Below are 21,961 nucleotides of genomic sequence, written 5' to 3' on the forward strand. Positions count from 1 at the left end.
ATCGGACGGCGGTCAGCCCGCCAACGCGGCCGGTGAGCCGTTGCGGCGCAGCGCGTTCTTGAAAACCTGCTCGCCGTGCCGCTCGAAGGCGGGGACGAGCTTCTCGCCGTAGACGCACAGCGTCCGCTCCCACGGATGCCCGAGCGTGCCGAAGCGGAAGTCGTTCGCCAGGAACAGGTGGTAGTCCGTGCGCGGGAACACCGGGACCGGCCACGGGTCGAGCGCGGCGTGCCGATGCGGGTAGAAGCGGTACGACTGGTGCTGCCAGTGCAGCACCCACACCCACTCGTCCTCGGCGACGCAGTCCTTCAGCGCCGAGAGCGCGACACGGGCGACGTCGTTCTGCTCGACGGCGTACGGGCCGAGCCGGAACTCGGCCGACGACCGGTCGAGTCCGCCGGGCGCGAGGTCCCACGCGACGGACGGGGCGGGTTCGCGGAAACCCGGCCAGGCGTGCGAGTAGGTGCTCGGCCAGAACGCGAGCTTGTCGTAGACCCAGTACCAAGCAGGCTCATCTGCGACCCTGGAGATGGCTTCCCAAGCGTTGTTCACGAGCGACCCTCGGTGGTTCGGCCGATTAAGACTGGGAAAGCTTCGTGTTCGGGGCCCAAGTTGTCCAGCTCGTGGGCGCACTCCGTAAAACTGTCACCTGATCAGGTGTCTTGCGCCGCCGCGAGAACCGTGAGAATGACGGTGCGTGAACGGCGAGCCCACCGAATGCGGGCTCGCCGTCGTTCGATCATGCGGCCGCCTCCCAAAGGCTCATGAAGGCCGACGCCTCGCTTCGCACCCACGGCCGCACTTTGTCGCGATCACGCGGCGACAGCGCGAACTCCTTCGCGCGCCGGACGTCGATCACCAGCGGACGGCCGCCGGGGCGCAGCTCGTCCATGGTCTGCTCGAGCAGCCACAGCACCAGCTGCGCCGCGTCCCGGCTCAACGGCTCTTCCTTGAAGTAGAGCCAGGTGACGTGGACCGGACCGTCACCCTTGCGGAGCCCGAGGTGCGGGTTGATGCCCACCTCGAGCGCGCCGAGCCGCCAGCGCGACCGGCCGACCTCGGCCAGCCGCAGGTCACGGCGCCCCAGGTAGCGCAGCCAGCCGTTGGCGATCTCGGCGTAGTGCGGCCGCGTGCGCTCGTCCGCGTTCTCGACGAGGGCCCGCAGCACCTCGCGATCCCGGCCGGAGATCCGCCCGGCCCGGATCGCGTTCGCGGCGCGGAGGTAGAAGTTGAACCCGCCCCTGGCCGGGTCCTCGTACTGACGGCGCCAGCGCCGGACGAAGGAGGAACGCGAGGGACCCGAGCTCGTGCTGTATCCCACGAACGTGGGCAGGGTGATGTAGGCCATCCGTGTCTGCCTTTCGCCGCTGTTCCTGCTGTACAACGACGATTTTAGAACACATGTACGACAGAAACCGGCGCCTTACGGGTGACGCGGACCAGGGGGCCAGGGACCTTCGAGCAACTCGGCCGATTCCTCGAGGATCGGCACCTCGCAGACGTCCCTCGGAGTGAGGTCGGTGGGGATCCAGTTGTCGAGCATCGCCGACCAGCGCGTGATCCCCCGCAGCGACGGCGGCGAGCCGAGCAGCTCTCCGACCTCGCTGACCAGGGCACCACCTGTCGCCGGTGACAAGTCGCCCTCGACCATCGCGGTGAGCCAGCCGTGGATGAGCGACCACCGCGCGGCCGTGGGGTCGGCGGGCAGTTCGATCCCCAGTTCGTCGACCACCTGGTGGAGCGCCTTGTCGACGGCGTCCTCACCCGCGGACTCAAGTCCGGCCAGCAGGCCGAGGGAGGGGGCGTCGAGTCCGGCGACGATCGCGTCCAGACCGGCCTCGACCAGGTGCGACGTGCGGACGTCACGTCCGGCGAGCCGGCCGATGGCCAGCTCGCGCAACGCACTGCGGCACTCGTCGATTTCCGTCACCCGGCACTTCCCACGTCCGCCACCGTACCGCCGGCAGGGTGAAGGGGCCTTTCCCCGCGTCTCACGCGGTGAAGGGCCCTTTACCCCCATACGATGCGGGGAAAGGCCCCTTCACCTCCTGGTGACCGGACGCGAGATCGGTGCTGGACCCGGTCACTTGTGGACGCAAGAATGAGGAAAGACCACATCAACCACCCATAAGGGTGCATGCAACACTGGCTGCCCACACCCGGCGGCAGGGGGCTAAATGAGCTGGCAGGACGAGCTTCGACAGCTGGACGTCGAGCTGGCCGCGGGTCGCATCGGGCACGCCGAACACCGCAGGAAGCGCGACGAACTCCTGGCGGAGGCCTCCGGCGGGACGATGCCGTCACCGGTCCCCTCCCCGCTGCGACGACCGGGCGGCGCCTGGCACAGCACCAATCCCGCCGCGCGACCGGCCGACTTGCCCACCGTCACGGTTCAGCAGCCCCAGCCGTACCAACAGCCTCAGCAGCAGCAGCACTACGCGCCACCGTCGGAACAGCGCACGCAGCCTTTCGACACCGAGAAGCCCCAGCGCGAAGAGAAGAAGAGCGTCGTCCCGCGCATCGAGGACCACAAGACCACCGCGCCTTCGCCCGCCGACATCAATCCGACGGTCTACCTGCGCGCCGAACCGCCACCGGTCCGGAACAAGCCGTCGACCCACCAGCTGCACCGGCCGCTCCCGCCGCTGGCGCCCGAACCCGGCCCGCGGCACGGCGCGCCGGCCGAGGACTACGCGGTCACCGGCGGTCGCAAGCCGACGTGGCTGTTCCTCGGCGCCGGAGTGCTGGTCGTACTGGCGCTGATCATCGGCGGGACGCTGTGGCTGGGCTCGTCGTCGTCCTCGAACGTCGCCGAGCAGCCGACCGTGGCCCAGCCGCCGGACGGCCTGTCCGGCCTCGCGCCGTCCAGCCAGCCGAACAGCGCCCAGACGCCGCTGGAAGACCGCCTGCCCGCGTTGCCGGGAACGCCGTCGAAGGACAACTCGACGATGTCGGTCGCGAAGGGTGTCGAACTCAATCTGTATTCGAAGGCCGCCGCCGACTACCTCACTTCGAAGAACATCACTTCCGTCACCTACAAGGGTTCGAACGAAGGTACGAACGGTTACCTCGTCCTGGTGATCCCGGCGAACGACGCGAAGGACGCCACCGCGATCGTCAACTACTTCCGGGAGAACTCGATCAACGCCGGACTGCGCGAGCAGCGCGTCGGCGACCGGCTCGCGCTCGTCGGCGCGAACAAGAACGGCCAGCTCAGCGGCATCGGTTATGTGTCCGGGACGATGGCCGTGACGACGTGGGTCTCGCAGCCGCTCGGCGGGGACTCGCAGGCGCTCGACACCCGTCTGGAGCAGACGCTGACCTCGTTGGACACCGTTCTGCCGTCGTCCTGAGAAGCGCAGGTCGCGGGGAGATCACGATTCGACCCGCGAGGGCGAGCCGAGTCCGGGCAGTGCAGAATGTGCGAGGTCACCGCAGTGGTGGTATCGCGAGGGCAGGGAGCGTACTTTCCCGCCTGAATCGGATTAAGGGGGCTGGTGGTGTCCTGGCAGGAAGAGCTGCGCAATCTGGACGAGGAGCTCGCATCTGGACGCCTCTCCGCGGACGACTACCGGCTCCGGCGCGACCAGGTGCTTTCCTCAGCGGTCGCGTACGGCGACCCTGCCCAGCAGCAGGTGCAGCAGCCCGGCCAGCAGCCCCAGCAGCCTTTCCAGCAGACGCCCTTCCAGCAGCCTCAGCAACCGCAGGCGCCGCAGCAGCCCCAGCAGGCTCCGCAGTCCGGTCAGCCCAGCGCCGACTCGACCCAGATCATCGCGCCGGTGAACCAGCCGCCGCAGAACGGTGAGGGCGAGCGGACCCAGGTCGTCCCGAACTGGCAGCAACCGCAGGCCGACCCGAACCGCACCCAGGTCGTGCCCCCGGTCGCGTCGCCGCCCGGCGGTTTCCCGCAGCAGGGCCAGGCATCCCCGGCGGGCGGTTTCCCCCAGCAGGGCCAGGCCTCGCCCGCGGGTGGATTCCCGCAGCAGCCGCCCCAGCAGCACGGCTACCCGCAGCAGCAACAGCCGCAGCAGCAGGGCTGGACCGACAACGACGCCAGCCCGCCGTGGGGTGGTTCGGACTTCCCGCCGATCTCGCCGGTCGGCAGCACGGAATGGGTCAAGCAGGGCCCCGAGCTGTTCGAAGACAAGCCCAAGGGCAAGGGCGGCAAGATCGCCATCATCGCGATCGTCGCCGTGCTGGTCCTCGCCGGCCTGGGCGTCGGCGGTTACTTCGCCTTCTCCGGCGGCGGTGACGACCCGGCGGACCCGACGGCTCAGCCGCAGCCGACCCAGTCGCAGAACGCGCCCCCGCCGTCGTCGGCCAAGCCGAAGACGCCCGAAGAGCTGCTGTTCGAGAAGATCCCGGAGCAGTCCGGCGAAGAGGACGCGAAGAGCGGCGTGATCACCGCGGCCCAGCTCGCCGAGATCACCGGGATGGAGAAGGCCGAGGCCGACCTGGTCATCGCCGCCGGCGTGAAGCAGGTCGCGTACCGCGGCTCGCAGAAGCAGCCCGACGAGACCGGCCCGCAGCCGGCGAAGATCTCGGTCACGGTCATCCCGCTGACCAGCCCCGGTGCCGCCGGCGACCTGGTCAAGCAGCTGCGCCAGTACCAGACGAGCAACGGCTTCGTGCAGATCACCGAACCGCTGCCGGGTATGCCGCCGAAGCTGAACTTCCAGAAGAAGATCGCCGCCGACAAGGGTTCGTACCGCGGCACCTGGATCAGCGGGAACAACATCATCCGGGTGGACGTGCTGCAGAACCCGCTCGGCGGGGAAGACGGCGAGAAGGCGTTGAGCGGCACGTACCAGCGCGCGGTGAAGAAGACGCTGGAAAACTACGCCGTCACCAGCTGATCGATGACCGCCGAGAAGGCACGGCTGCTCACGACGCTGCTCTCCCTGGCCGAGGACACCGGTTCGCTGTCCGACGAACTGCACTTCGCCGGCTGGGACGCCACCGAGCGGGTGCCGCTCGACCACGGCGCCGCGAACGTCCTCCGGGCGCTCGTGCTGCCGAAGGCGCCGCGAGTACTCGAAATCGGTGCCGATTTCGGCGGTCTGACCAGGTATTTGGGTGAGGTCTCGGCGACGGTGCACGCCGTCGAGGCCGATCCGGTCCGCGCGGCCGCCGTCCGGTTCCGCACCCGCGACCTCGGCACGGTCACGGTGTACGACCAGCCTCCCGGCTCCGGGGTTTACGACCTCGTCATCGTCCAACAGCCCTACGCGACGCGAAGCCTGCTGAACGTGGTTCGCGAGCGGCTGTCTCCAACAGGCGCCGTCGTGGTGCTCACCACGTCGCGGAATGTCGCCAAGACGCTCGCGGCGGCCGGTCTCGAAATCCAGCGTGAGCTGCGCTGCACCCCCGGGCACGAAGTCGCCCGCGCGGTGCTCGGCACGCAGATCGACACCGAACTCCCCCGGCTGTCCGCCGCGATCACCGGCGGCCCCGCGCACGGCCTCGCCCTGCTGTGCGGCCCCGCCGCCGCCGCCCTCTGGCCCGCGTACCGGCTCGCGACCTACTTCAACACCGCCGAGCGCGCCGCCTTCGCCTGCACACGCGCCGATGTCGTGCGCACCGGCGAGGGCGCCGAAGTCCGACGGACGCCGCTCACTCCGTCGCCGCCGGTCGCCGGGATCTCCGTCGGACCGTGCACGGACAAGGTGTACGACGCCCCGACGATGGTCGAAGTCCTGCTCGACGAGCCGGAGCGCGTCGCGGAACTGCTCACCGGCTGGCGGGATCTCCTGCGCGCCGAGGCCGCGCGCGGGGTCGAGGCGCTGTGGGATCTGGTGCCGCACAACGTACTCGTCGATGGGACGACGTTGCGCCCGATCGATCTCGAGTGGCGGAACGCGGAAGCCGGTTTGCCGGAGGTCGTCGAGCGCGGAGTGCTCGTGCTGGCCGACAAGCTCGCCGACGCGGGCTGGTCCGCGGCGGCGGACGGCGGCTCGATGCGCGATTTGGCGGGCTGGCTCGGTGTGCTGATCGGTCTCCATCCCTCCTTTGTGGACACCGCGGTGGCGCGGGAGGTCGCCTTCTCGACGATCGCCTCGTGCGGCACCGCGCACGGCACCGGCGAGGTGCGGGAGGCCATCGCCGAAATCTGGCGAACGCGCCTGGCGAGAACCGTCCACGAGTACCGTTCACCGAAGGTCGGCGCCGGTGTGGCGGCGAACGAAGACGAGGTAGCGAAGCGATGACGAGCCTGCATACCGCCGGCATCCTGACCCCGGACCGGCCGGTCGGGCACCTGTTCGAACTCCGGGGCTGGACGACCGGGATCAGCCGGATCGACGAGATGTCCGTGACCGTCGCGGACGTCGAAGCGAACCTGTTCCCCGAGCCGTGCCCGGGCGCGCCCGAAGGTACTTTCGGCTGGCGCGCCGTCCCGGCCACCTGGGTTCCCGCGGGCACCCAGGACATCGTCGTCACCGGCCCGGACGAGCGGGTGCTGAACCAGGCGACCGTCCACGTGGGAACGCTGCCCGGCGAGGAACCGCTGTGGCTGGGCGAACTCGAAGCGCCGAAGCAGGGAAAGGTCTCCGAGGGACACGTCGTCTACGTCACGGGCTGGGCCATGCTCCAGGGCCGCGCGCCGAGCCTGATCGAGGTGATGGTCGAGGGCGGTGGCACGGTCAGCGCCCGCACCCGCCTGCCCCGCAAGGACGTGCCGAAGGAATTCCCCGGCTTCGACGACGCCGCCGTCAGCGGTTTCGAGGCTTGGGTGCCCGTCGACCTTCCCTACGGCGAAGAGCGGACGCTGTCGCTCCGCGTCCGGTACCGCACCGAAGGCATCGGCGAGGTCGTGTCGGCGAAGCGCACTTTCACGCTTCGCAATCCCGTCGCGGACCCGGACGACGCCGAACTCGCCGACGAACTGGCGAGTGACACGGCGAAGGCGATGGCGCGGGTGAACATCCCGACCGACCCGAAGCACGTGCTGGTGTTCACGCACAGCCTCGGCGTCGGCGGCGGCCAGTTGTGGCTGCAGGAGCTGCTGAGCCGGATGGTGACCGACCACGGCTGGCAGGTCAGCCTGGTCAGCGAAACCGACGGCCCGCTGCGCGCGGACTGTCACGAACTCGGCATCCCCGTGCATGTCACGACGCACTACCGGAACCAGACGGTCCCCGCATATGAAGGACATGTCGCCGAGCTGGCTCGCTTCGCGAAGTGCTCCGGAGCGGGCGTCGCGCTCGTCAACACGCTCGGCGGTTTCGTCGGCGCGGACGCGGCGAAGCGCGCCGGGATGCCGACGGCCTGGGTGATCCACGAGAGCTTCTCGCTGCCCGCGTTCGCTTACCAGAACTGGGGTCCGGTCAAACCGCCCGCCGCGGTTTGGCAGCGCTGGGAAAGCACGCTCGCCGAGGTGGACAAGCTGCTGTTCGTCGCGGACGCGACGCGCGAGATGTTCCTGCCCTACAGCAAGCCGGAACGCTGCCAGACCGTCCGTTACGGCACGCCGATGCACAAGTTCGGCGGTCGCACGCGGTCGGAGACCCGGCGGCAGGCGCGGAACATGCTCGGCTACGCGCCGGACGACATCGTGCTGGTCAACATCGGCATCGCGGAATCCCGCAAGGGGCAGGCGCCGCTGATCTCGGCGATGGAGCGGATCCACCAGGTCCACCCCGAGGCCAAACTGGCCGTCGTCGGGCTGCACCCGTCGCCGTACGGGCTCGCGATGGAGGAATCGGTCGAGCGCGCGGGGCTGGAGAAGTCGGTCAGCCTGGTGCCGATCCAGCCGGATCCGCTGCGCTGGCTGCAGGCGGCGGACATCTTCGTGAACAGCTCCGACATCGAATCGCTGCCGCGGTCGATCCTCGAAGCCGTCTGCTGTGGCGTCCCGGTCGCGGCGACCGACGTGTTCGGCGCGCGGGAGATGATCGTCGACGGCGAGACGGGCTGGCTGTTCGAGACCAACGACGTCGACGCGCTGACGGCGGCGTTGCTGCGCGCGCTGGGCACGTCGGCCACCCGTCGCCGTGAGATGGCGAAGGCGGCGCACGAGAAGCTGCGGCCGTGGCTCGACCCGGCGGGTTACGCGCGCGAATACTCCGAAATCCTGACCGAACTGAGTGGGGGCGTTCATGTCTGACACCGACATTCCCGGCCGTGTCCAGGCCGAGCTGACCCGGCTCCGTGCCGAACGGCAGGTTTTCACCGCCGAACAGGACCGGCTGAAGGCGAAGCTGGCCGACACCGAACACGAGCTGCGCGAGGCCACCGCGGCCGCGTCGAACGAAGGCGAGTCCGCCGAGGTGAATCAGAAGCTCTCCTCACAGCAGGAAGAACTCGACGTCGCGAAGGCGCGTCTGAAGGCGCTGGAAGCCGAGGTCCTGCTGGCCCACCAGCAGCGTGACTCGCTGCGCGCCGAGCTGAAGACCTGCCGCGAAGAGCGCGACAAACTGCGGCTGGCGCTGCTCGACGCCGAACTCGTCGTTTCGGCGGGCGTCGTGGACGCGGACATCCTGCCCGGCGGCGAGCCGTCGGCGGACCGGCAGCGGCTGCTCAACGCCGAACGGCTCGCCGCCGAGATGGCCCGCGAACTCGACGCCACGCGCCGCACCGTCAGCTGGCGGGTCACCGCGCCGCTGCGGGTCGTGCGGAAGAAGATGGACCGGCCGTGACCGAACTCTGCTTCGTCTCCGCCGAGGGCGGTTCCGCCTTCATGGAGGAGCTGCTCGAAGTGGTCGCCGACGCCGTGCGCACGGCGGGTGGCAAGGCCAGGACCGCCGTCGGCCGGTATCCCGAGGCCGGGGCCGACACGGTGTTCGTCGTCGTCCCCCACGAGTACTTCGTGACCATTAAGGACGCCGACTTCCCGACCGCCGAGCAGTGCCGCCGCACCATCGGGTTCTGTGTGGAGCACCCCGGGACGGCGACCTTCGAGCGCAACGCCGAACTGCTCTCCATCCTGGGCGGCGCCGTCGACATCAACCACGATTCGACCGCCGAGCTGCGGCGGCGCGGGATCGCCGTCGAGCAGTTCCAGCTCGGCTACAGCCCGCTGTGGGACCTGTGGGGCGGCGACCTCGACAGCCCGCGCGACCTCGACGTCACCTATCTCGGCACCGCCGAGCGGCGGCGTTCGGTGCTGCTCGGCTCCTACGCGCGGGACCTCGCGGGCCTGCGGACGCGGCTGCTGACCCCGCCGCACGAGCCGATGACCACCGCGCGCGTCGACTTCCTGCCGGGCAAGGCGAAGTTCGAGCACCTCGCGCGGTCGCGGTTCCTGCTGAACCTGCACCGCGAGCAGAAGCAGACCCTGGAATGGGTGCGCACGCTCGAAGCGATGACCAACGGCTGTGTGGTGGTCAGCGAGACCTCGGCCGACGTCGAGCCGCTGGTCCCCGGCGAGCATCTGGTGCTGGCGCGGCCAGAGGCGCTGGGCTCGGTCGTCGCCGCGCTGGCCGACGAACCCGAGCGCGAGCGGCATCTGCGTTCGGCCGCCTACGGTTTCGTGAAGTCGCTGGACATGACGGCGTCCGCGCGGCGGCTGATCGACCTCGCCTCGTCGCTGGGCTCGGCGCCCGCCGCGGACATCGCGCCGGCACGGGCACTGGCGACGAGCCTGCGGAACCCGGAGGACGCGCTCGCCGTCGACACCCCGTCGTTCGACGCGCGGTTCGCGGGTGACCGGTCCGCCGCCGGCCCGGCTTCGGCACGCGGGACGGCGCTGTCGGCCCGGATCGCCCAGCGCGCGGCAGGCGCCCGAAGGGTCGCTTCGCGCACCTGGGAGCCCGCGGCGGCTTCGGTGACGGGCTCCGCCGACGTCGACGTGCTGATCGTGCGGCGGACCGGCGAAGTCGACCCGGACGATCTGGCGAACGACCTGCTCACCGGCAGCGTGTCGCCGAGGAAAGTGCTCGTCGGCGAGGACGGCGTGCATCCGTGGCCGCGGCCACGGCCGTACGACGTGCTGCTGCACGACACCCCGCTCGGCCGCGGACTCACCCGGAACTCCCTGCTCGAACGGTCGACGGCGTCCTGGCTGCTGGTCCTCGACGGCGGGATGCGCGCGTCGGAGTTCCTGCTGGAGCGTCTGCTGGCCGCTTCGGACGACGTCGACGTCGTGCACTGCCCGGTCGCGGATCCGGTGGACGGCCTGGTCGGGGCGCTGCCGCCGGAGGAGCGGCGGCTGCGGACGCTGCCGTACCTGGGCAGCGGGTATCTGGTGCGGCGGTCGCTGGTCGACGAGTTCGGCGGGTGGAACTCCGAGGTGCTGTTCGAGGGCCTGGAGGATCACCTGTTCTGGCGGCGGGTGGCCGCTGCGGCGAAGCCGACGGCGCTGGTGCAGCAGGTGCTGCTGCGGCGGCTGCGGCCGGATCCGGACTCGCGGCCGATGGACCTCGACCCGCATCGGGTGTGGGCTGCCGTCGAGAGCGCGCTGTAGCTGAAGGGCCCTTTCCCCGCATGCGACGCGGTGAAGGGCGCTTTCCCCGCATCGCATGCGGGGAAAGCGTCCTTCAGCCCCCACCGAGACGCGGGGCGAGCTTCGTCCGTTCGAGTGAGTTAGGCCGTGTCGGTGAACGTCCTCCCCCGGTGGCGCGCCTTAAGGGCAGAGCATCGGAGCCTTCGGATGCTGGACGAGGAGGAGCCGCCATGGCCTGGGAAATCGCCCTGGTCGCCGCGTTGGCCGTCGTGTTCGTCATACGGCTCGCGCTTCAGCTGAAGCGCGGCTGAGTTCTCGGCGCGGCAGCTTCATTTGCGGAATCCGCCGTGACTTGGCCTGCTTGGCCGGGAAAAGCGGAGGACCGTCTTCCCGCAATTGTTTTTTGACGTGAATGGTCTTGTATCCCGTCGTCAGATAGCCCTCGTTCTTCAGTTTCACCATCTCGGTGTTCACCGAGGCGGGTGACGCCCCGATCGCGGACGCGATGTCCGCGTGGTTCAGACCTACGTCGATCACCACGCAGTCTTCTCGGGGAATTCCGTAGACCACCTGTAAACGAACCAGAAATGCGGTCAGCCTGCTCCGGATCTTGGCGGGCGCGAAACCCAGCGCGATGTCCCGGCGGCGCAGCCGCAGCGCCAGCGCTTCGGCGGCCGCGCCCATCGCCTGCTTGTTGTCCTGGAGAAAGCGGCGGAAGGTCTTCTGAGGGATCTCGAGTACGCGGACCGGTTTCGTGGCGACGTGGGCGAGGTGGCTCGACCATCCGATCAGGCAGTCCTCGAGGCCGAGCACGTCCCCCGCGCCGAACAGGTCGACGATCATGGGCGGAGTGTCGCCCTGGGCCGTACGCTGGGCTTTCACGTAACCCGACTGCAGGATGAGCACCGGCGGAGCGGGCTCCGCCTGGTTCGCCAGGTTCGCGCCTGCCGCGTAGTCGACATGTCTGCCGAGGTCGATCAGGCGCCGCCGTTGCCGCTCGGTGAGCACCTCCAGGAACGTCCCGCCCATCAGCCCACCACCGCCGCGAACGCGTAGAGGATGGCGGGCAGACCCGCCACCAGGGCCGCCACCGAGCCGATCACCTTGGCGGGTTGGGCGACCTTTCTGGTCAGCAGAAGCCGGGTGAGGATCGCGGCGAAAACGATGTAGGCGAGAACGACGAGTCCCGCGGTGATCACCAGAAGGGGATCAGGTCTATTTGTCGCCAATGGTGACTCCCAGTGAGAAGAAATGCGATCTTGAAGTTTTTCCGATCCTTGCCCGGCCGGGTGAGAATCACGTCAGGTAGGTGACCTCGCCGCGCGACCGTGACTCCGAAGACTAGTGCTCAGAGTCATTGCTCGAAAGCAACTCAGGGGCCGCCACACCCCGTACAGGGAGCCCGAAGCGGACCATTTCACGACAGAAAGTGACGACCATTTCCAGCTCCCTCGAAGCAGAAAATCACGGACCGTGCACGAAGTCGCCGCCAGTTCCGGCGGGTCGCGCCTGAAAACACCGGGAAATCAGGGTTAGCGGTACGCCTGTTCGGCTGGAAATCGCTCCCGGGCAATTCTCGGCCGCCCAGGCGAGCCGGATGTTTCCCCTGGTCGACGTGAAGAGGAAGCTGAGACAGAAGCCTTCTGACCCTTGCGTCAGCCGTCATGGAGGTCGTGCATTTGCACGTGCATCTCAGTGATTTAACTGAGCGTCAGCGATCCCGCCACCTCGGTCACGCGGGGTGAAGCGGGGCCTTCGGCGGTAAATCTCATCTTTTTGGGGGAATCCGGGGTGGGGAATTCCCGATCAGGACCGGCGGGGGCTGACCAGCCCGGACTCGTAGGCCAGCACCACCAGCTGGGCGCGGTCGCGCGCGCCGATCTTGGTCATGATGCGGCTGACGTGCGTGCGCGCGGTGGCCGTCGAGATCACCAGATGCGCGGCGATCTCGTCGTTCGACATCCCGCCGGCGACCAGGCCGAGGACCTCGCGTTCGCGGTCGGTGATCTCACGGACGGCGCTCACGTCGATGCGGCGGTTCTCCGGCCGGTCGACGAACTCCGCGATCAGCCGCCGGGTCACGGTCGGTGCCAGCAGCGCCTCACCCGCGGCGACCACCTTCAGCGCCCGCAGCAGCTCCACCGGGTCGGTGTCCTTCAGCAGGAACCCGCTCGCGCCCGCGCGCAACGCCTCGTAGACGTACTCGTCGACGTCGAACGTGGTCAGAACGAGGACCTTCACCCCCGCCAGCTCCGGATTCGCGGTGATCCGCCTGGTCGCCTCGAGTCCGTCGACGCCGGGCATCCGGACGTCCATCACCACGATGTCCGGCTTGTGCTCGGCAGCGGCCGCGACGGCCTGCTCGCCGTCGCCCGCCTCGGCGCAGACCTCGAAGCCGTCTTCGGTCTCCAGCAGCACCCGGAAACCCGCGCGCACCAGCGCCTGGTCGTCGGAGAGGACCACCCGGATCGTCATCGTTCCCCCTCGACTGGCAGGTCCACGCGAACCTGGAACCCACCATCCACAATGGACGTCGTGAGCGCGCCGCCCAGCGCCGCCGCCCGTTCGGACATGCCGCGCAGCCCGTGGCCGGGCGCGGGTTCGACGGCGCCGCGACCATCGTCGCGGACGAGCAGCGTCAGCGCACCGGTTTTCCGCTCGAACCTGACCTCGACGCCGCGCGCCTGGTTCGCGTGGCGGACCACGTTCGTCAGCGATTCCTGCAGGATCCGGTACGCGGCGCCGTCGACGGGAGCGGGCAGCTCGCCCGGTTCGCCGTCGACACGGACCTCCAGCCCGGCGGCCCGCGCGTGCTCGAAGAGTTCGCCGGCCTGGGCGAGGCTCGGCGCGGGCGCCTTGTCCTCGCCGGACCGCAGCACGGCCAGCGTCGCGCGGAGGTCCTTCAGCGCCGAAGCGCTCGCCTCCTTGATGTTCAGCAACGCCTCTTTCGCCTGCTCAGGACGCCGGTCGGCGACGTGCGCGGCGACCCCGGCCTGGACGTTGATCATCGCGAGGCTGTGCGCGACGACGTCGTGCACCTCACGGGCGATGGTAAGCCGCTCCTGCTCGGCCATCCGGTGCCGGTGCTCGTCGGCCTGCTCGCGCCGGGCCCGCGCCGCGGCCAGGCCGTTGCGCACCGCCGTCCCGATCCCGACGACCGCGATCACCCAGACGAAGCCGAGCCCGGCCCGGAGGTCGAAACCGTCGAACCCGTGCCGGGCGAACAACGCGATACCGGCTGCCACCAGCAACGATCCGCCGGTGATCCCGGCGACCAGCGGCCCGCGGATCTTGGTGAGCACGAACAACGCGATCGTCGGCAGCACCACCGCCGGCCCGCCGGGGTTGCCGGACGCGTAGTAGCCCAGCGTCAGCACGGAGGTGAGCAGGAAGATCGTCATCGGGAACCGGTGGACCACCAGCAACGGCAGCGCGACGGCGACCAGCCAGAGGGCACCGAGCGTGGTCAGCGACGGGGCGCCCGGTTGCCAGCGGGCCGCGCTGCTCGTGGCGCCGAGGACGAACCCCAGCGGCAGCACCACGCGCAGGACGCGGCCCGCCCAGGGGCTCCACGGATACCGTTCTTTCAGCAGCACAGGACGAAAGCTACCCCGGGGAAGCGGCGTACCGCGTCCGTTGAGAAGCGGCTTCCCGGCTACGCCGTGTGCGGTAGGCGCCGCAGGATCGACGTCATCATCAGCACCCCGCCGGTCACCTGCACGGCCAGCACCGGCACATGCCCCGCCGAGCCCATGGTGAACGCGCTGAACAGGCCCCACGCACCGGAGCCCGCCATCGCCCCGGCGCCCGTCCACACCAGCACGAGCCGCGGCCAGAACCGTCCTCGCGAAACGGTCGCCAAGGCCACCGCGGCGAGCAGGCCGAGCAGCGCGATCACGACGTCCTGGCCGCGGGCCGCCATGCCGCCGGGGCCGAACGCCCAGATCGTATGGCCGATCGCGGTGACGAGTGCGGCGGCGATGCCGAGCCCACCCGCCACGCCGATCGTCCCCGGCCGCACGGTGCCGGTGACGACGAACCACCAGCGATCGCGGGCGTAGAGCACGAACGCGGTCAGCAGGAGGACGCCCTGCCAGGCGAAACCGCCGTAGACGACGGCCCAGACCCAGTTCTCCAGTGGTGTTCCGGCCGGTTGCGGCTTCATCAGGTCGGCGACGATCACCGGGAGGTCCAGCACGATCGGCGCGAGCAGTCCGGTGCCGATCCAGATCGGGAAGCCGCCGTAGATCACCATGCCGAGCGCGACCGGCGTCAGCAGGAACCCGCCGAGCGCGCTGAGCACGCGGGGCACGGCGCGGCTGCTTTGCCTAGGCTGCGGGTAGGGCTCCATGGCCGGCTGCTGCTGTTGTTCGTATGGCGGTACGGCGTAGGGGTTGGTGGACATGGGGACCGCCCTTCCGGTGGCCGGCTGAGGAGTGCGGTTCGATGATGTCGCGGTTCCGCGGGTCCCGTGACGGCCGGATGGCCGTCGTCCGACCGGGTGACGTCGGTCACATCGGCCTCGTGGAGACTTGATACCGACCACTACTGGAACCATCAAGGACCGTTAAGCAGTACGCTTGTACCGCTACCGGAGACTGAAGAAGAAACGCGAAGATCCGCGGAAGGAGCACCGCTGCTCATGGCCAAGATCAAGGTCCAGGGCACCGTCGTCGAGCTCGACGGCGATGAGATGACCCGCATCATTTGGCAGTTCATCAAGGACAGGCTGATCCACCCGTACCTGGACGTGAACCTGGAGTACTACGACCTGGGCATCGAGGAGCGGGACCGCACCGACGACCAGGTCACCGTCGACTCGGCCAACGCGATCAAGAAGCACGGTGTCGGCGTCAAGTGCGCCACGATCACGCCGGACGAGGCGCGGGTCGAAGAGTTCGGCCTGAAGAAGATGTGGCTCTCGCCCAACGGCACGATCCGCAACATCCTCGGCGGTGTCATCTTCCGCGAGCCGATCGTCATCCAGAACATCCCGCGGCTCGTGCCCGGCTGGACCAAGCCGATCATCATCGGCCGTCACGCGCACGGTGACCAGTACAAGGCGACCAACTTCAAGGTCCCCGGTCCCGGCACGCTGACCATCAGCTACACCCCGGACGACGGCTCCGAGCCGATGGAGTTCGAGGTCGCGAAGTTCCCCGAGGGCGGCGGCGTCGCCATGGGGATGTACAACTACCGCAAGTCCATCGAGGACTTCGCGCGCGCCTCGCTGCAGTACGGCCTCGACCGCGAGTACCCGGTCTACATGTCGACCAAGAACACCATCCTCAAGGCCTACGACGGCATGTTCAAGGACGTGTTCGAGGAGATCTACCAGGCCGAGTTCAAGGCCGACTTCGACGCCAAGGGCATCTCGTACGAGCACCGCCTGATCGACGACATGGTCGCCGCCGCGATGAAGTGGGAGGGCGGCTACGTCTGGGCGTGCAAGAACTACGACGGTGACGTGCAGTCCGACACGGTCGCGCAGGGCTTCGGCTCGCTGGGCCTGATGACCTCGGTGCTGCGCACCCCGGACGGCAAGACCGTCGAGGCCGAGGCCGCGCACGGCACGGTGACCCGGCACTACCGCCAGCACCAGCAGGGCAAGCCGACCTCGACCAACCCCATCGCGTCCATCTACGCGTGGACCCGGGGCCTCGAGCACCGCGGCAAGCTGGACTCGAACCCGGAGCTGATCGGGTTCGCGAACAAGCTGGAGCAGGTCGTCGTCGAGACCGTCGAGAGCGGCAAGATGACCAAGGACCTCGCGCTGCTGATCAGCAAGGACCAGGCGTTCCAGACCACCGAGGAGTTCCTCGCGACGCTGGACGACAACCTGGCCAAGAAGATCGCCCAGGGCTGAGTTTCGCTGTAAGTGCCTGAAGGCCCCCTTCGCTGCGTCCAGCGCGGTGAAGGGGGCCCTCGCGTACTTCGGCCTGTGGTGTGACGGTGGGTAGCGCGGAGGCCGTCCGGTTGGCGCCTCCGAGTGGTTGGCGATCCGGGATCTGGGCGACTGTCCCGGTTTCTGTCACTCTGGTCGAGGAAGAAAACGATTCCCTTGTTCGAGGAGTGACCATCATGGCCATCTCGAAACCGGTCTTGTTCATCGGCGGCGGACTGGCGCTGATCGTCGTCGTCGCCATCTCGGGGCAGGACAGGGCGTCGAGCGCTTCGAGCCCGACCGGTTGCCAGGTCGTGGTGACGGCCGACGTGCTCAACGCGCGCGACACCCCCGGTGGGCAGAAGATCGTCGGCAAGTACGTCAAGGACGCGAAGATCGACGCCCAGCCGGTGGTCGAGAACGGCTTCCGCAAGATCGCGGAGGGCAAGTGGGTCTCGGCCCAGTACGTGGCCCCGGTCGAAGGCTCGAAGTGCGGCCCGTGACCCCTCCCGCGTCGCGTTCAGCCCGCTAAACGCGCCCTCCCGCTCCCGCCGCTCTCCCCCGCGCTCGACCCCGCCCCGCTGCGCCTCGCCCTCTCCGCCGCGTTCGCACCTGCTCCGCATTTAGTCCTCTGGATGCGTTCGGTCCCGAGTCCCCTTCGCATTTCGTCCTCTCGATGCGTTAGGTCCCGGGGCCCGCTCCGCATTTCGTCCTCTGGATGCGAGGGGGCCGCGAGTCCCGCTCGGGTCGGGTTCGGATCGCGGTTAGCCCGCGAATGTCGACCTGTCGGTGGGGTACGTGAGGTGCATTTCGTCCTCTGAATGCGAGCGGGCAGGGACGCGCGCGGATCGCGGTTAGCCCGCTAAACGCACGTGGGTGCCCTCGTCGGCAGCCAGCACCTCGCCGCTGAACTCCTCCCGCGCCTCGGCCACCGAGATCCCGCGGTCGGAGCCGGGCCAGAAGTGGGTCAGCAGCAGCCGCCGGGCGCCTCCGCGTTCGGCCCAGTACCCGGCCTCGCCGGCCGTCGACACCAGCCGCGGCGTCTCGTCGGGAGACGGACCCTGCAGGGTCGCGTCGGCGATGAGCAGATCGGCGTCGCGCCCCAGCTCCGCCAAGATCGGGCTGGGCCCACTGTCGCCGGTATAGGCGACGGTGAGCCCGGGCGCGGTCAACCGGACGCCGTAATTCGGCACATGGTGCAGCAGCAGGAACGTGGTCATCCGGAACGGCCCCACCTCGCGCGGCGGGCCGAGGTCGAAGATGTCGAAGATGGTCGTCGGATGCGGCCGCGGTTCCAGCGCCTCCAGCCGCCGGACCGTGCCCGGCGTGCAGTGCAACGGGATCCTCGGCTCGTCCGGCAGCCCATAGGCACGCGCCCGGCCGAGCGCGCTGACGTCCGCGCAGTGATCGGGATGCTCGTGCGTCACCACCACCGCGTCGACCCGGCCGCCGGGACAGTGTTCGAACAGCCGCGACGCGGCGCCGTAGCCGAGGTCCAGCACGAGCCGGAAACCTTCGTGGACCAGGAGGAAGCCGGCGCAGGCGCGGCCCGGTTCGGGCCAGGCGCCGCAGCTGCCCAGCACGGTCAGCTCGCTCATGCGCGCAGTCTCGCAGAGCGCCGCGGGTAACGGCGCGACTTTCGTGATCACGGGATCTCGCCGCGCCGCTCCACCCCTGACGGTTCTGTCAGACCCTCCGGGTAGCGTGCGAAGGGTGCTGACCGTCTCCACTGTGAATGTCAACGGCCTCCGTGCCGCCGCGAAAAAGGGCTTCGTCGAGTGGCTCGGCTCCACCAAGGCCGATGTCGTCGCCTGCCAGGAGGTCCGGGCCGAGCTCAAGGAGCTCCCGGCCGGTGCCGCCGCGCCCGAAGGCTGGCACGTGGTGCACGCGCCGTCGGCACAGAAGGGGCGCAACGGCGTCATGCTCTTCAGTCGCGCCGAGCCGGAAGAGGTCCGCATCGGTTTCGGCGAGCCCGAATTCGAGGACAGCGGCCGCTACGCGGAGATCCACCTGCCGAACGTCGTGGTGGCGAGCCTGTACCTGCCCAGCGGCGACGTCGGGACCCCGCGCCAGGACGAGAAGGAGCGCTTCATGGCGGCGTTCCTGCCGTACCTCGTCGACCTGCGCGCCAAGGCCGAGGCCGGCGGCCGTGAGGTCGTCGTGGTCGGGGACTGGAACATCGCCTACGAGAAGACCGACCTGAAGAACTGGCGCGGGAACCAGAAGAGCTCGGGCTTCCTCCCGGAGGAGCGGGAGTGGCTCGGCCGCGTGTTCACCGAGGCCGGTTATGTCGACGTGCAGCGCAAACTCGATCCGGAAGGTCCGGGCCCGTACACCTGGTGGTCGTATCGCGGGAAGGCGTTCGACAACGACTCGGGCTGGCGCATCGACTGCCAGATCGCCACTCCCGGCCTCGCCGAGCGGTGTACGTCGGTCGTGGTCGAGCGCGCCGGGTCCTACGAGCAGCGGTGGTCCGATCACGCCCCCGTGACAGCGACCTACTCCGACTGACCTGGGCCGGTCATGGAGACGAACGAAGCCAGGCGTATCGAGGCGACGAACGCCGAGCGCTACCAGATGTCGGGCCAGTACGGGTGGGAGTTCAGCCCGGACGCGCCGAACCTGCTGGAACGCTGGACGGTGCTGCCGTTCAACCAGCGCGGCGACAAACGGATCGCGTTCGGCGCGCTGAGCGGCGCGTACAACGGGCTCCCGTTCAGCGTTTTCGACTATCACCGCCGCCCGACGGTCACGAGCGTGCACACGCGGTGGACCAACAAGAAGGTCAATGAGCTCGACACGATCTCGATCGACACGGTCTGGGTGGTCACCCTGCCCGCGCCGATGCCGAACTTCCAGATCGTGTCGAGCATCGAATCCGCCTGGGACGTCGAGCAGTATCCCGAGCCCGCCACCGCGGACCGGAAGTTCAACCGCTGGTACAAGCTGATCGACACCGATCCGAACATCGCGGTCCAGGTGCTGACGCCGCAGGTCGCCGCCCTGATGCGGTCGTCGAAGCTGCACACCTGGTCGCTGGTGGGGGCGGAGCTGGTCTACGTCGAGAATCCGACGTTCGGCCGGACCAAGCCGGACGACGTGCTCGCGACGCTGGGCAAACTCGGGCAGCTGGTCTCGGTGTTGCCTCTGCACCTCGGCGGTGGGCAGCCCGCCGCGCCGCAACCGCAGCCTCAGCAGTACCCGCCACCGCCCTATCCGCCGCAGAATCCCGGGTATCCGCAGCAATATCCGCCTCCGCCGCAGTACGGCCAGCCGCCGTATCCGCCACAGCAGCCGGGCTATCCGCCGCCCTACCCTCAGCCCCAGTACCCCCAACCGCAGTATCCGCAGCCCCCGCAACCGCAGTACCCACAGCCCGGGTACCCGCCGCAGGGCTATCCACCGCCGGGCCCCTACGGGCCGCCGCCGGGTTATCCGCCGCGCGGCTACTGACGGCTCTTCGCGCTCTCCGTCCACACTGGACTGTCCACGAAGTGGTTGTCGAATTCCTCCTGGCTGTCCAAGAGTTCCTGGACGGTCGCCGTCCCGCGGCCGACCTTCTCCAGTAGCCGGAAGTAGCCGAAGCGTTCCACGCCGGGGATGAACACGATCAGCACGTCCGCGGGAGAGTCCGCCGCCGCGCGGAAGGCGTGTGTCGTCATCGGCGGGACAACGAGCATGTCGCCCTCGGAAACGGTGACGATCTCTTCTCCCACAAGGACTTCCAGGTTTCCGCCGAGCATGAAGAACATCTCGGAGGAGCCGGTGTGATAGTGCGGCGCCGCGCCGTCGGCCCCGACGCCCAACTGGGTTCTCGCACTGCTCATGACTCCGCCTGTGGTCGAGACGTCGGCGAGCAGGGTGACGAGGGTGGGGCCGGCGCCGACGGTCTCCGCTTCGGAGGCACGGACGAGGACGGGTTCGCGGGTTTCGATGCTCTGCGTCATAGCCGAATAGTTCCACCACTGATAGTTCGCTGTCAAACTATCTCCGATCTAATAGACTTCGACCGTGAGTGAAGAGCGGAACGCGGACGCGATCGACGCGGTGGTCGGCGCATGGCGCCGGGAACGGCCGGAATTGGACTTGACGGCGATCGGGGTCGCGGGGCGCCTCGGGCGCGCGGTGATGCTGACGACGCCGATGGTGGAGGCGGTTTTCGCGAAACATGGCCTGAAACAAGGGGAGTTCGACGTGCTCGCGGCGCTCAGGCGGTCCGGGAAGCCGTACACCCTGATCCCGTCCGAGCTGTCCGCGACGCTGATGATGTCCCGGGCCGGGATGACCAGCCGGATCGACAGGCTCGAGTCGGCGGGGTTGGTCGAGCGCGCGCTCGACCCGGAGGACCGGCGCAGTTTCCGGGTCACGCTGACCGAGCGCGGTTTCGAAGTCGTCGACGCCGCGATGACCGAGCACACCGCGAACGTCGCGAAGCTGCTCTCGCCGCTTGGTGACGACCTCGACGTCCTGGACGCTTCGCTGCGTCGGCTGCTGATGTCCCTGGAGAGCTGAAGGGGCCCTTCGCCGCATGTGACGCGGCGAAGGGCCCCTTCAGCTCCCTGGCCGGGTCAGCAGTAGAGGTTGCCGCCGGGGTCGACGCCGAGGATGCCGGTGAACTGCTGGTACTTGCTCACGCGGCTCTGCACCTGGGCGGGGTTGCCGCCGTTGCACTCGAGGCTGCCGTTGATGCTGCGGATGGTCTCGCCGAAGCCGCGGCTGTTGACCATCGCGTTGTGCGGGGTCATCGTGCCCGGGCCGTTCTGGGTCATCCAGTACCAGATGCCGGTCTTCCAGGCGACCGCCGCGTCGTTCTGCACCAACCACGGGTTGGTCAGCAGCGGCAGGCCCAGCGCGTCGCCGGCGGCCTTGTAGTTGAAGTTCCAGCTCAGCTGGATCGGGCCGCGGCCGTAGTACGCGGCGTTGCCCGCCGGGCAGCCGTAGGACTGGCTCGTATCGCAGTAGTGCGGGTAGTTGGCCTCGTTCTGCTCGACGACGTGGACCAGTCCGCCGGTCTCGTGGCTGACGTTCGCCAGGAAGGCCGCCGCCTCTTGCTTCTTGACGGTGTCGCTGCCGGTGCCCGCGAAGGCGGGGTACGCGCTCAGGGCGGTGACCAGGCCGTTGTAGGTGTAGAACGGGTTCCGGCTGGGGAACATCTGGTTGAACTGGGCTTCGCTGACCACGAAGCCGGACGGGTTCGGCGGGTTGGTCGTGCCGCCGCCGCAGCTGCCCTGATCGGCCCAGACCTGCGCCGTGCCGGGGGTTTCGTTCTGTGTCCACCACTTCGCGGACCAGTTGTGCCCGTTGTAGGAGGCGGTGTTGCCGCCCCAGTAGACCGAACTCGCGTTCCACGGCGCCACGCAGTCCGCCGCGGCGGCGGACTGGGCCGGGACGACCACGGCGACCGTGGTGGCGGCGAAGGTGGCGGCGACCGCCGCGAGAATACGTCGAAGAGACATCGGTGGCTCCTTCGTACGGGGGGACCATGCAGGGAGATTGGTCTATACCTTTTAAGGGGTATGGCCAACAGGTATAGACCATTGCGCGCAAGAAACCAACCGGGGAAAGTCGGATCGTGCCTGTTCGGCCCCGCGGTGGCAGCCGAACGGCGTAATGTGCCGCGTTTTGCCGGAACGCCTTCAGCTCGCGACATACTTTGAGGGGTAGGGGTGCTCGAAAGATCCCCCCTGTGAGGGGCT

Annotated in this window: 22 protein-coding genes; 11 read left to right on the forward strand and 11 right to left on the reverse strand. The window is 68.9% G+C overall.

Annotated elements, in window-relative coordinates:
• Positions 1 to 12: 12 nt before the first annotated feature.
• From L324_RS28905 to L324_RS28915, 3 genes are all read right to left on the reverse strand, one after another.
• Positions 13 to 552: a DUF2716 domain-containing protein gene (locus L324_RS28905; protein WP_037315675.1), complete on the reverse strand. Its 540-nt coding sequence runs from the start codon at positions 550 to 552 to the stop codon at positions 13 to 15.
• 187 nt (positions 553 to 739) lie between these two features.
• Positions 740 to 1,348 carry a class I SAM-dependent methyltransferase gene (locus L324_RS28910; protein ID WP_037315678.1) on the reverse strand — a complete coding sequence of 203 codons (609 nt, stop codon included), beginning with the start codon at positions 1,346 to 1,348 and terminating at the stop codon, positions 740 to 742.
• A 75-nt stretch (positions 1,349 to 1,423) separates the two neighbouring features.
• Positions 1,424 to 1,930, reverse strand: coding sequence for a hypothetical protein (locus tag L324_RS28915; RefSeq protein WP_037315681.1), 507 nt, complete (start codon positions 1,928 to 1,930; stop codon positions 1,424 to 1,426).
• A 247-nt stretch (positions 1,931 to 2,177) separates the two neighbouring features.
• Between L324_RS28915 and L324_RS28920 the strand changes: the two genes are divergently transcribed.
• From L324_RS28920 to L324_RS28945, 6 genes are all read left to right on the forward strand, one after another.
• Complete coding sequence (locus L324_RS28920) at positions 2,178 to 3,353, forward strand: hypothetical protein (RefSeq protein ID WP_037315685.1); 1,176 nt, start codon at positions 2,178 to 2,180, stop codon at positions 3,351 to 3,353.
• 144 nt (positions 3,354 to 3,497) lie between these two features.
• Positions 3,498 to 4,856: a flagellar basal body-associated FliL family protein gene (locus L324_RS41045; RefSeq protein ID WP_051174143.1), complete on the forward strand. Its 1,359-nt coding sequence runs from the start codon at positions 3,498 to 3,500 to the stop codon at positions 4,854 to 4,856.
• 3 nt (positions 4,857 to 4,859) lie between these two features.
• A complete protein-coding gene (locus tag L324_RS28930) occupies positions 4,860 to 6,206 on the forward strand; it encodes a methyltransferase (protein ID WP_037315689.1) in 1,347 nt (448 codons plus the stop codon).
• Positions 6,203 to 8,104, forward strand: a complete 1,902-nt coding sequence (locus tag L324_RS28935) for a glycosyltransferase family 4 protein (RefSeq protein WP_037315692.1) — start codon at positions 6,203 to 6,205, stop codon at positions 8,102 to 8,104. Before L324_RS28930 ends, L324_RS28935 begins: the two co-directional genes overlap by 4 nt.
• Positions 8,097 to 8,636, forward strand: a complete 540-nt coding sequence (locus L324_RS28940) for a hypothetical protein (protein WP_235783678.1) — start codon at positions 8,097 to 8,099, stop codon at positions 8,634 to 8,636. The genes L324_RS28935 and L324_RS28940 overlap by 8 nt, the downstream gene beginning before the upstream one ends.
• Positions 8,633 to 10,402, forward strand: coding sequence for a glycosyltransferase family protein (locus tag L324_RS28945; RefSeq protein ID WP_037315697.1), 1,770 nt, complete (start codon positions 8,633 to 8,635; stop codon positions 10,400 to 10,402). Before L324_RS28940 ends, L324_RS28945 begins: the two co-directional genes overlap by 4 nt.
• A gap of 255 nt (positions 10,403 to 10,657) precedes the next feature.
• Here L324_RS28945 and L324_RS28950 read toward each other — a convergent pair whose 3' ends face one another.
• The 5 genes from L324_RS28950 to L324_RS28965 all read right to left on the reverse strand — a co-directional run bounded on the left by L324_RS28950 (position 10,658) and on the right by L324_RS28965 (position 14,786).
• Positions 10,658 to 11,410: a Crp/Fnr family transcriptional regulator gene (locus L324_RS28950; protein WP_051174144.1), complete on the reverse strand. Its 753-nt coding sequence runs from the start codon at positions 11,408 to 11,410 to the stop codon at positions 10,658 to 10,660.
• Positions 11,410 to 11,580, reverse strand: a complete 171-nt coding sequence (locus tag L324_RS42885; RefSeq protein WP_161780890.1) for a hypothetical protein — start codon at positions 11,578 to 11,580, stop codon at positions 11,410 to 11,412. The genes L324_RS28950 and L324_RS42885 overlap by 1 nt, the downstream gene beginning before the upstream one ends.
• Positions 11,581 to 12,187: 607 nt before the next feature.
• Entirely contained in the window at positions 12,188 to 12,856 is a 669-nt protein-coding gene (locus tag L324_RS28955) for a response regulator (RefSeq protein WP_037315700.1), read from the reverse strand.
• A complete protein-coding gene (locus L324_RS28960) occupies positions 12,853 to 13,977 on the reverse strand; it encodes a sensor histidine kinase (protein ID WP_051174145.1) in 1,125 nt (374 codons plus the stop codon). The genes L324_RS28955 and L324_RS28960 overlap by 4 nt, the downstream gene beginning before the upstream one ends.
• A 59-nt stretch (positions 13,978 to 14,036) precedes the next feature.
• Positions 14,037 to 14,786, reverse strand: coding sequence for a hypothetical protein (locus L324_RS28965; protein ID WP_235783679.1), 750 nt, complete (start codon positions 14,784 to 14,786; stop codon positions 14,037 to 14,039).
• A gap of 237 nt (positions 14,787 to 15,023) precedes the next feature.
• On the opposite strand from L324_RS28965, the gene L324_RS28970 reads away from it, so the two are divergent.
• Both L324_RS28970 and L324_RS28975 read left to right on the forward strand, forming a co-directional pair.
• Complete coding sequence (locus L324_RS28970) at positions 15,024 to 16,247, forward strand: NADP-dependent isocitrate dehydrogenase (protein WP_037315703.1); 1,224 nt, start codon at positions 15,024 to 15,026, stop codon at positions 16,245 to 16,247.
• Positions 16,248 to 16,462: 215 nt separating this feature from the next.
• Positions 16,463 to 16,768 (forward strand): hypothetical protein, encoded by a 306-nt coding sequence (locus L324_RS28975; RefSeq protein ID WP_081736518.1) that lies wholly within the window; start codon positions 16,463 to 16,465, stop codon positions 16,766 to 16,768.
• Between the two features lie 351 nt (positions 16,769 to 17,119).
• On the opposite strand, the gene L324_RS28980 is transcribed toward L324_RS28975, so the two are convergent.
• Entirely contained in the window at positions 17,120 to 17,863 is a 744-nt protein-coding gene (locus L324_RS28980; protein ID WP_037316586.1) for an MBL fold metallo-hydrolase, read from the reverse strand.
• Between the two features lie 106 nt (positions 17,864 to 17,969).
• Between L324_RS28980 and L324_RS28985 the strand changes: the two genes are divergently transcribed.
• Positions 17,970 to 18,776: an exodeoxyribonuclease III gene (locus tag L324_RS28985; RefSeq protein WP_037315705.1), complete on the forward strand. Its 807-nt coding sequence runs from the start codon at positions 17,970 to 17,972 to the stop codon at positions 18,774 to 18,776.
• A 12-nt stretch (positions 18,777 to 18,788) separates the two neighbouring features.
• Complete coding sequence (locus tag L324_RS28990) at positions 18,789 to 19,718, forward strand: hypothetical protein (protein WP_037315709.1); 930 nt, start codon at positions 18,789 to 18,791, stop codon at positions 19,716 to 19,718.
• Here the strand turns inward: L324_RS28990 and L324_RS28995 are convergent.
• On the reverse strand, positions 19,712 to 20,212 hold the full coding sequence (locus L324_RS28995; protein WP_037315714.1) for a cupin domain-containing protein: 501 nt from the start codon (positions 20,210 to 20,212) through the stop codon (positions 19,712 to 19,714). The two genes, L324_RS28990 and L324_RS28995, sit on opposite strands and share 7 nt — an antisense overlap.
• A 64-nt stretch (positions 20,213 to 20,276) precedes the next feature.
• Here L324_RS28995 and L324_RS29000 point away from each other — a divergent pair, with 64 nt between their 5' ends.
• Positions 20,277 to 20,777: a MarR family winged helix-turn-helix transcriptional regulator gene (locus tag L324_RS29000; protein WP_037315717.1), complete on the forward strand. Its 501-nt coding sequence runs from the start codon at positions 20,277 to 20,279 to the stop codon at positions 20,775 to 20,777.
• 56 nt (positions 20,778 to 20,833) lie between these two features.
• Here L324_RS29000 and L324_RS29005 read toward each other — a convergent pair whose 3' ends face one another.
• Complete coding sequence (locus L324_RS29005; RefSeq protein WP_037315720.1) at positions 20,834 to 21,721, reverse strand: glycoside hydrolase family 19 protein; 888 nt, start codon at positions 21,719 to 21,721, stop codon at positions 20,834 to 20,836.
• Positions 21,722 to 21,961: the final 240 nt, after the last annotated feature.

Source organism: Amycolatopsis orientalis DSM 40040 = KCTC 9412 (assembly GCF_000478275.1).
Taxonomy (GTDB): domain Bacteria; phylum Actinomycetota; class Actinomycetes; order Mycobacteriales; family Pseudonocardiaceae; genus Amycolatopsis; species Amycolatopsis orientalis.

Bases quoted from the DNA above. Each gene is read 5' to 3' on its own strand.
- L324_RS28910 (WP_037315678.1), bottom strand. From the start codon at position 1,348: ATGGCCTACATCACCCTGCCCACGTTCGTGGGATACAGCACGAGCTCG.
- L324_RS28970 (WP_037315703.1), top strand. From the start codon at position 15,024: ATGGCCAAGATCAAGGTCCAGGGCACCGTCGTCGAGCTCGACGGCGAT.
- L324_RS28990 (WP_037315709.1), top strand. From the start codon at position 18,789: ATGGAGACGAACGAAGCCAGGCGTATCGAGGCGACGAACGCCGAGCGC.
- L324_RS29005 (WP_037315720.1), bottom strand. From the start codon at position 21,721: ATGTCTCTTCGACGTATTCTCGCGGCGGTCGCCGCCACCTTCGCCGCC.
- L324_RS28955 (WP_037315700.1), bottom strand. From the start codon at position 12,856: ATGACGATCCGGGTGGTCCTCTCCGACGACCAGGCGCTGGTGCGCGCG.
- L324_RS28940 (WP_235783678.1), top strand. From the start codon at position 8,097: ATGTCTGACACCGACATTCCCGGCCGTGTCCAGGCCGAGCTGACCCGG.
- L324_RS28965 (WP_235783679.1), bottom strand. From the start codon at position 14,786: ATGTCCACCAACCCCTACGCCGTACCGCCATACGAACAACAGCAGCAG.
- L324_RS28930 (WP_037315689.1), top strand. From the start codon at position 4,860: ATGACCGCCGAGAAGGCACGGCTGCTCACGACGCTGCTCTCCCTGGCC.
- L324_RS28950 (WP_051174144.1), bottom strand. From the start codon at position 11,410: ATGGGCGGGACGTTCCTGGAGGTGCTCACCGAGCGGCAACGGCGGCGC.
- L324_RS28980 (WP_037316586.1), bottom strand. From the start codon at position 17,863: ATGAGCGAGCTGACCGTGCTGGGCAGCTGCGGCGCCTGGCCCGAACCG.
- L324_RS28975 (WP_081736518.1), top strand. From the start codon at position 16,463: ATGGCCATCTCGAAACCGGTCTTGTTCATCGGCGGCGGACTGGCGCTG.
- L324_RS28935 (WP_037315692.1), top strand. From the start codon at position 6,203: ATGACGAGCCTGCATACCGCCGGCATCCTGACCCCGGACCGGCCGGTC.
- L324_RS28995 (WP_037315714.1), bottom strand. From the start codon at position 20,212: ATGACGCAGAGCATCGAAACCCGCGAACCCGTCCTCGTCCGTGCCTCC.
- L324_RS28920 (WP_037315685.1), top strand. From the start codon at position 2,178: ATGAGCTGGCAGGACGAGCTTCGACAGCTGGACGTCGAGCTGGCCGCG.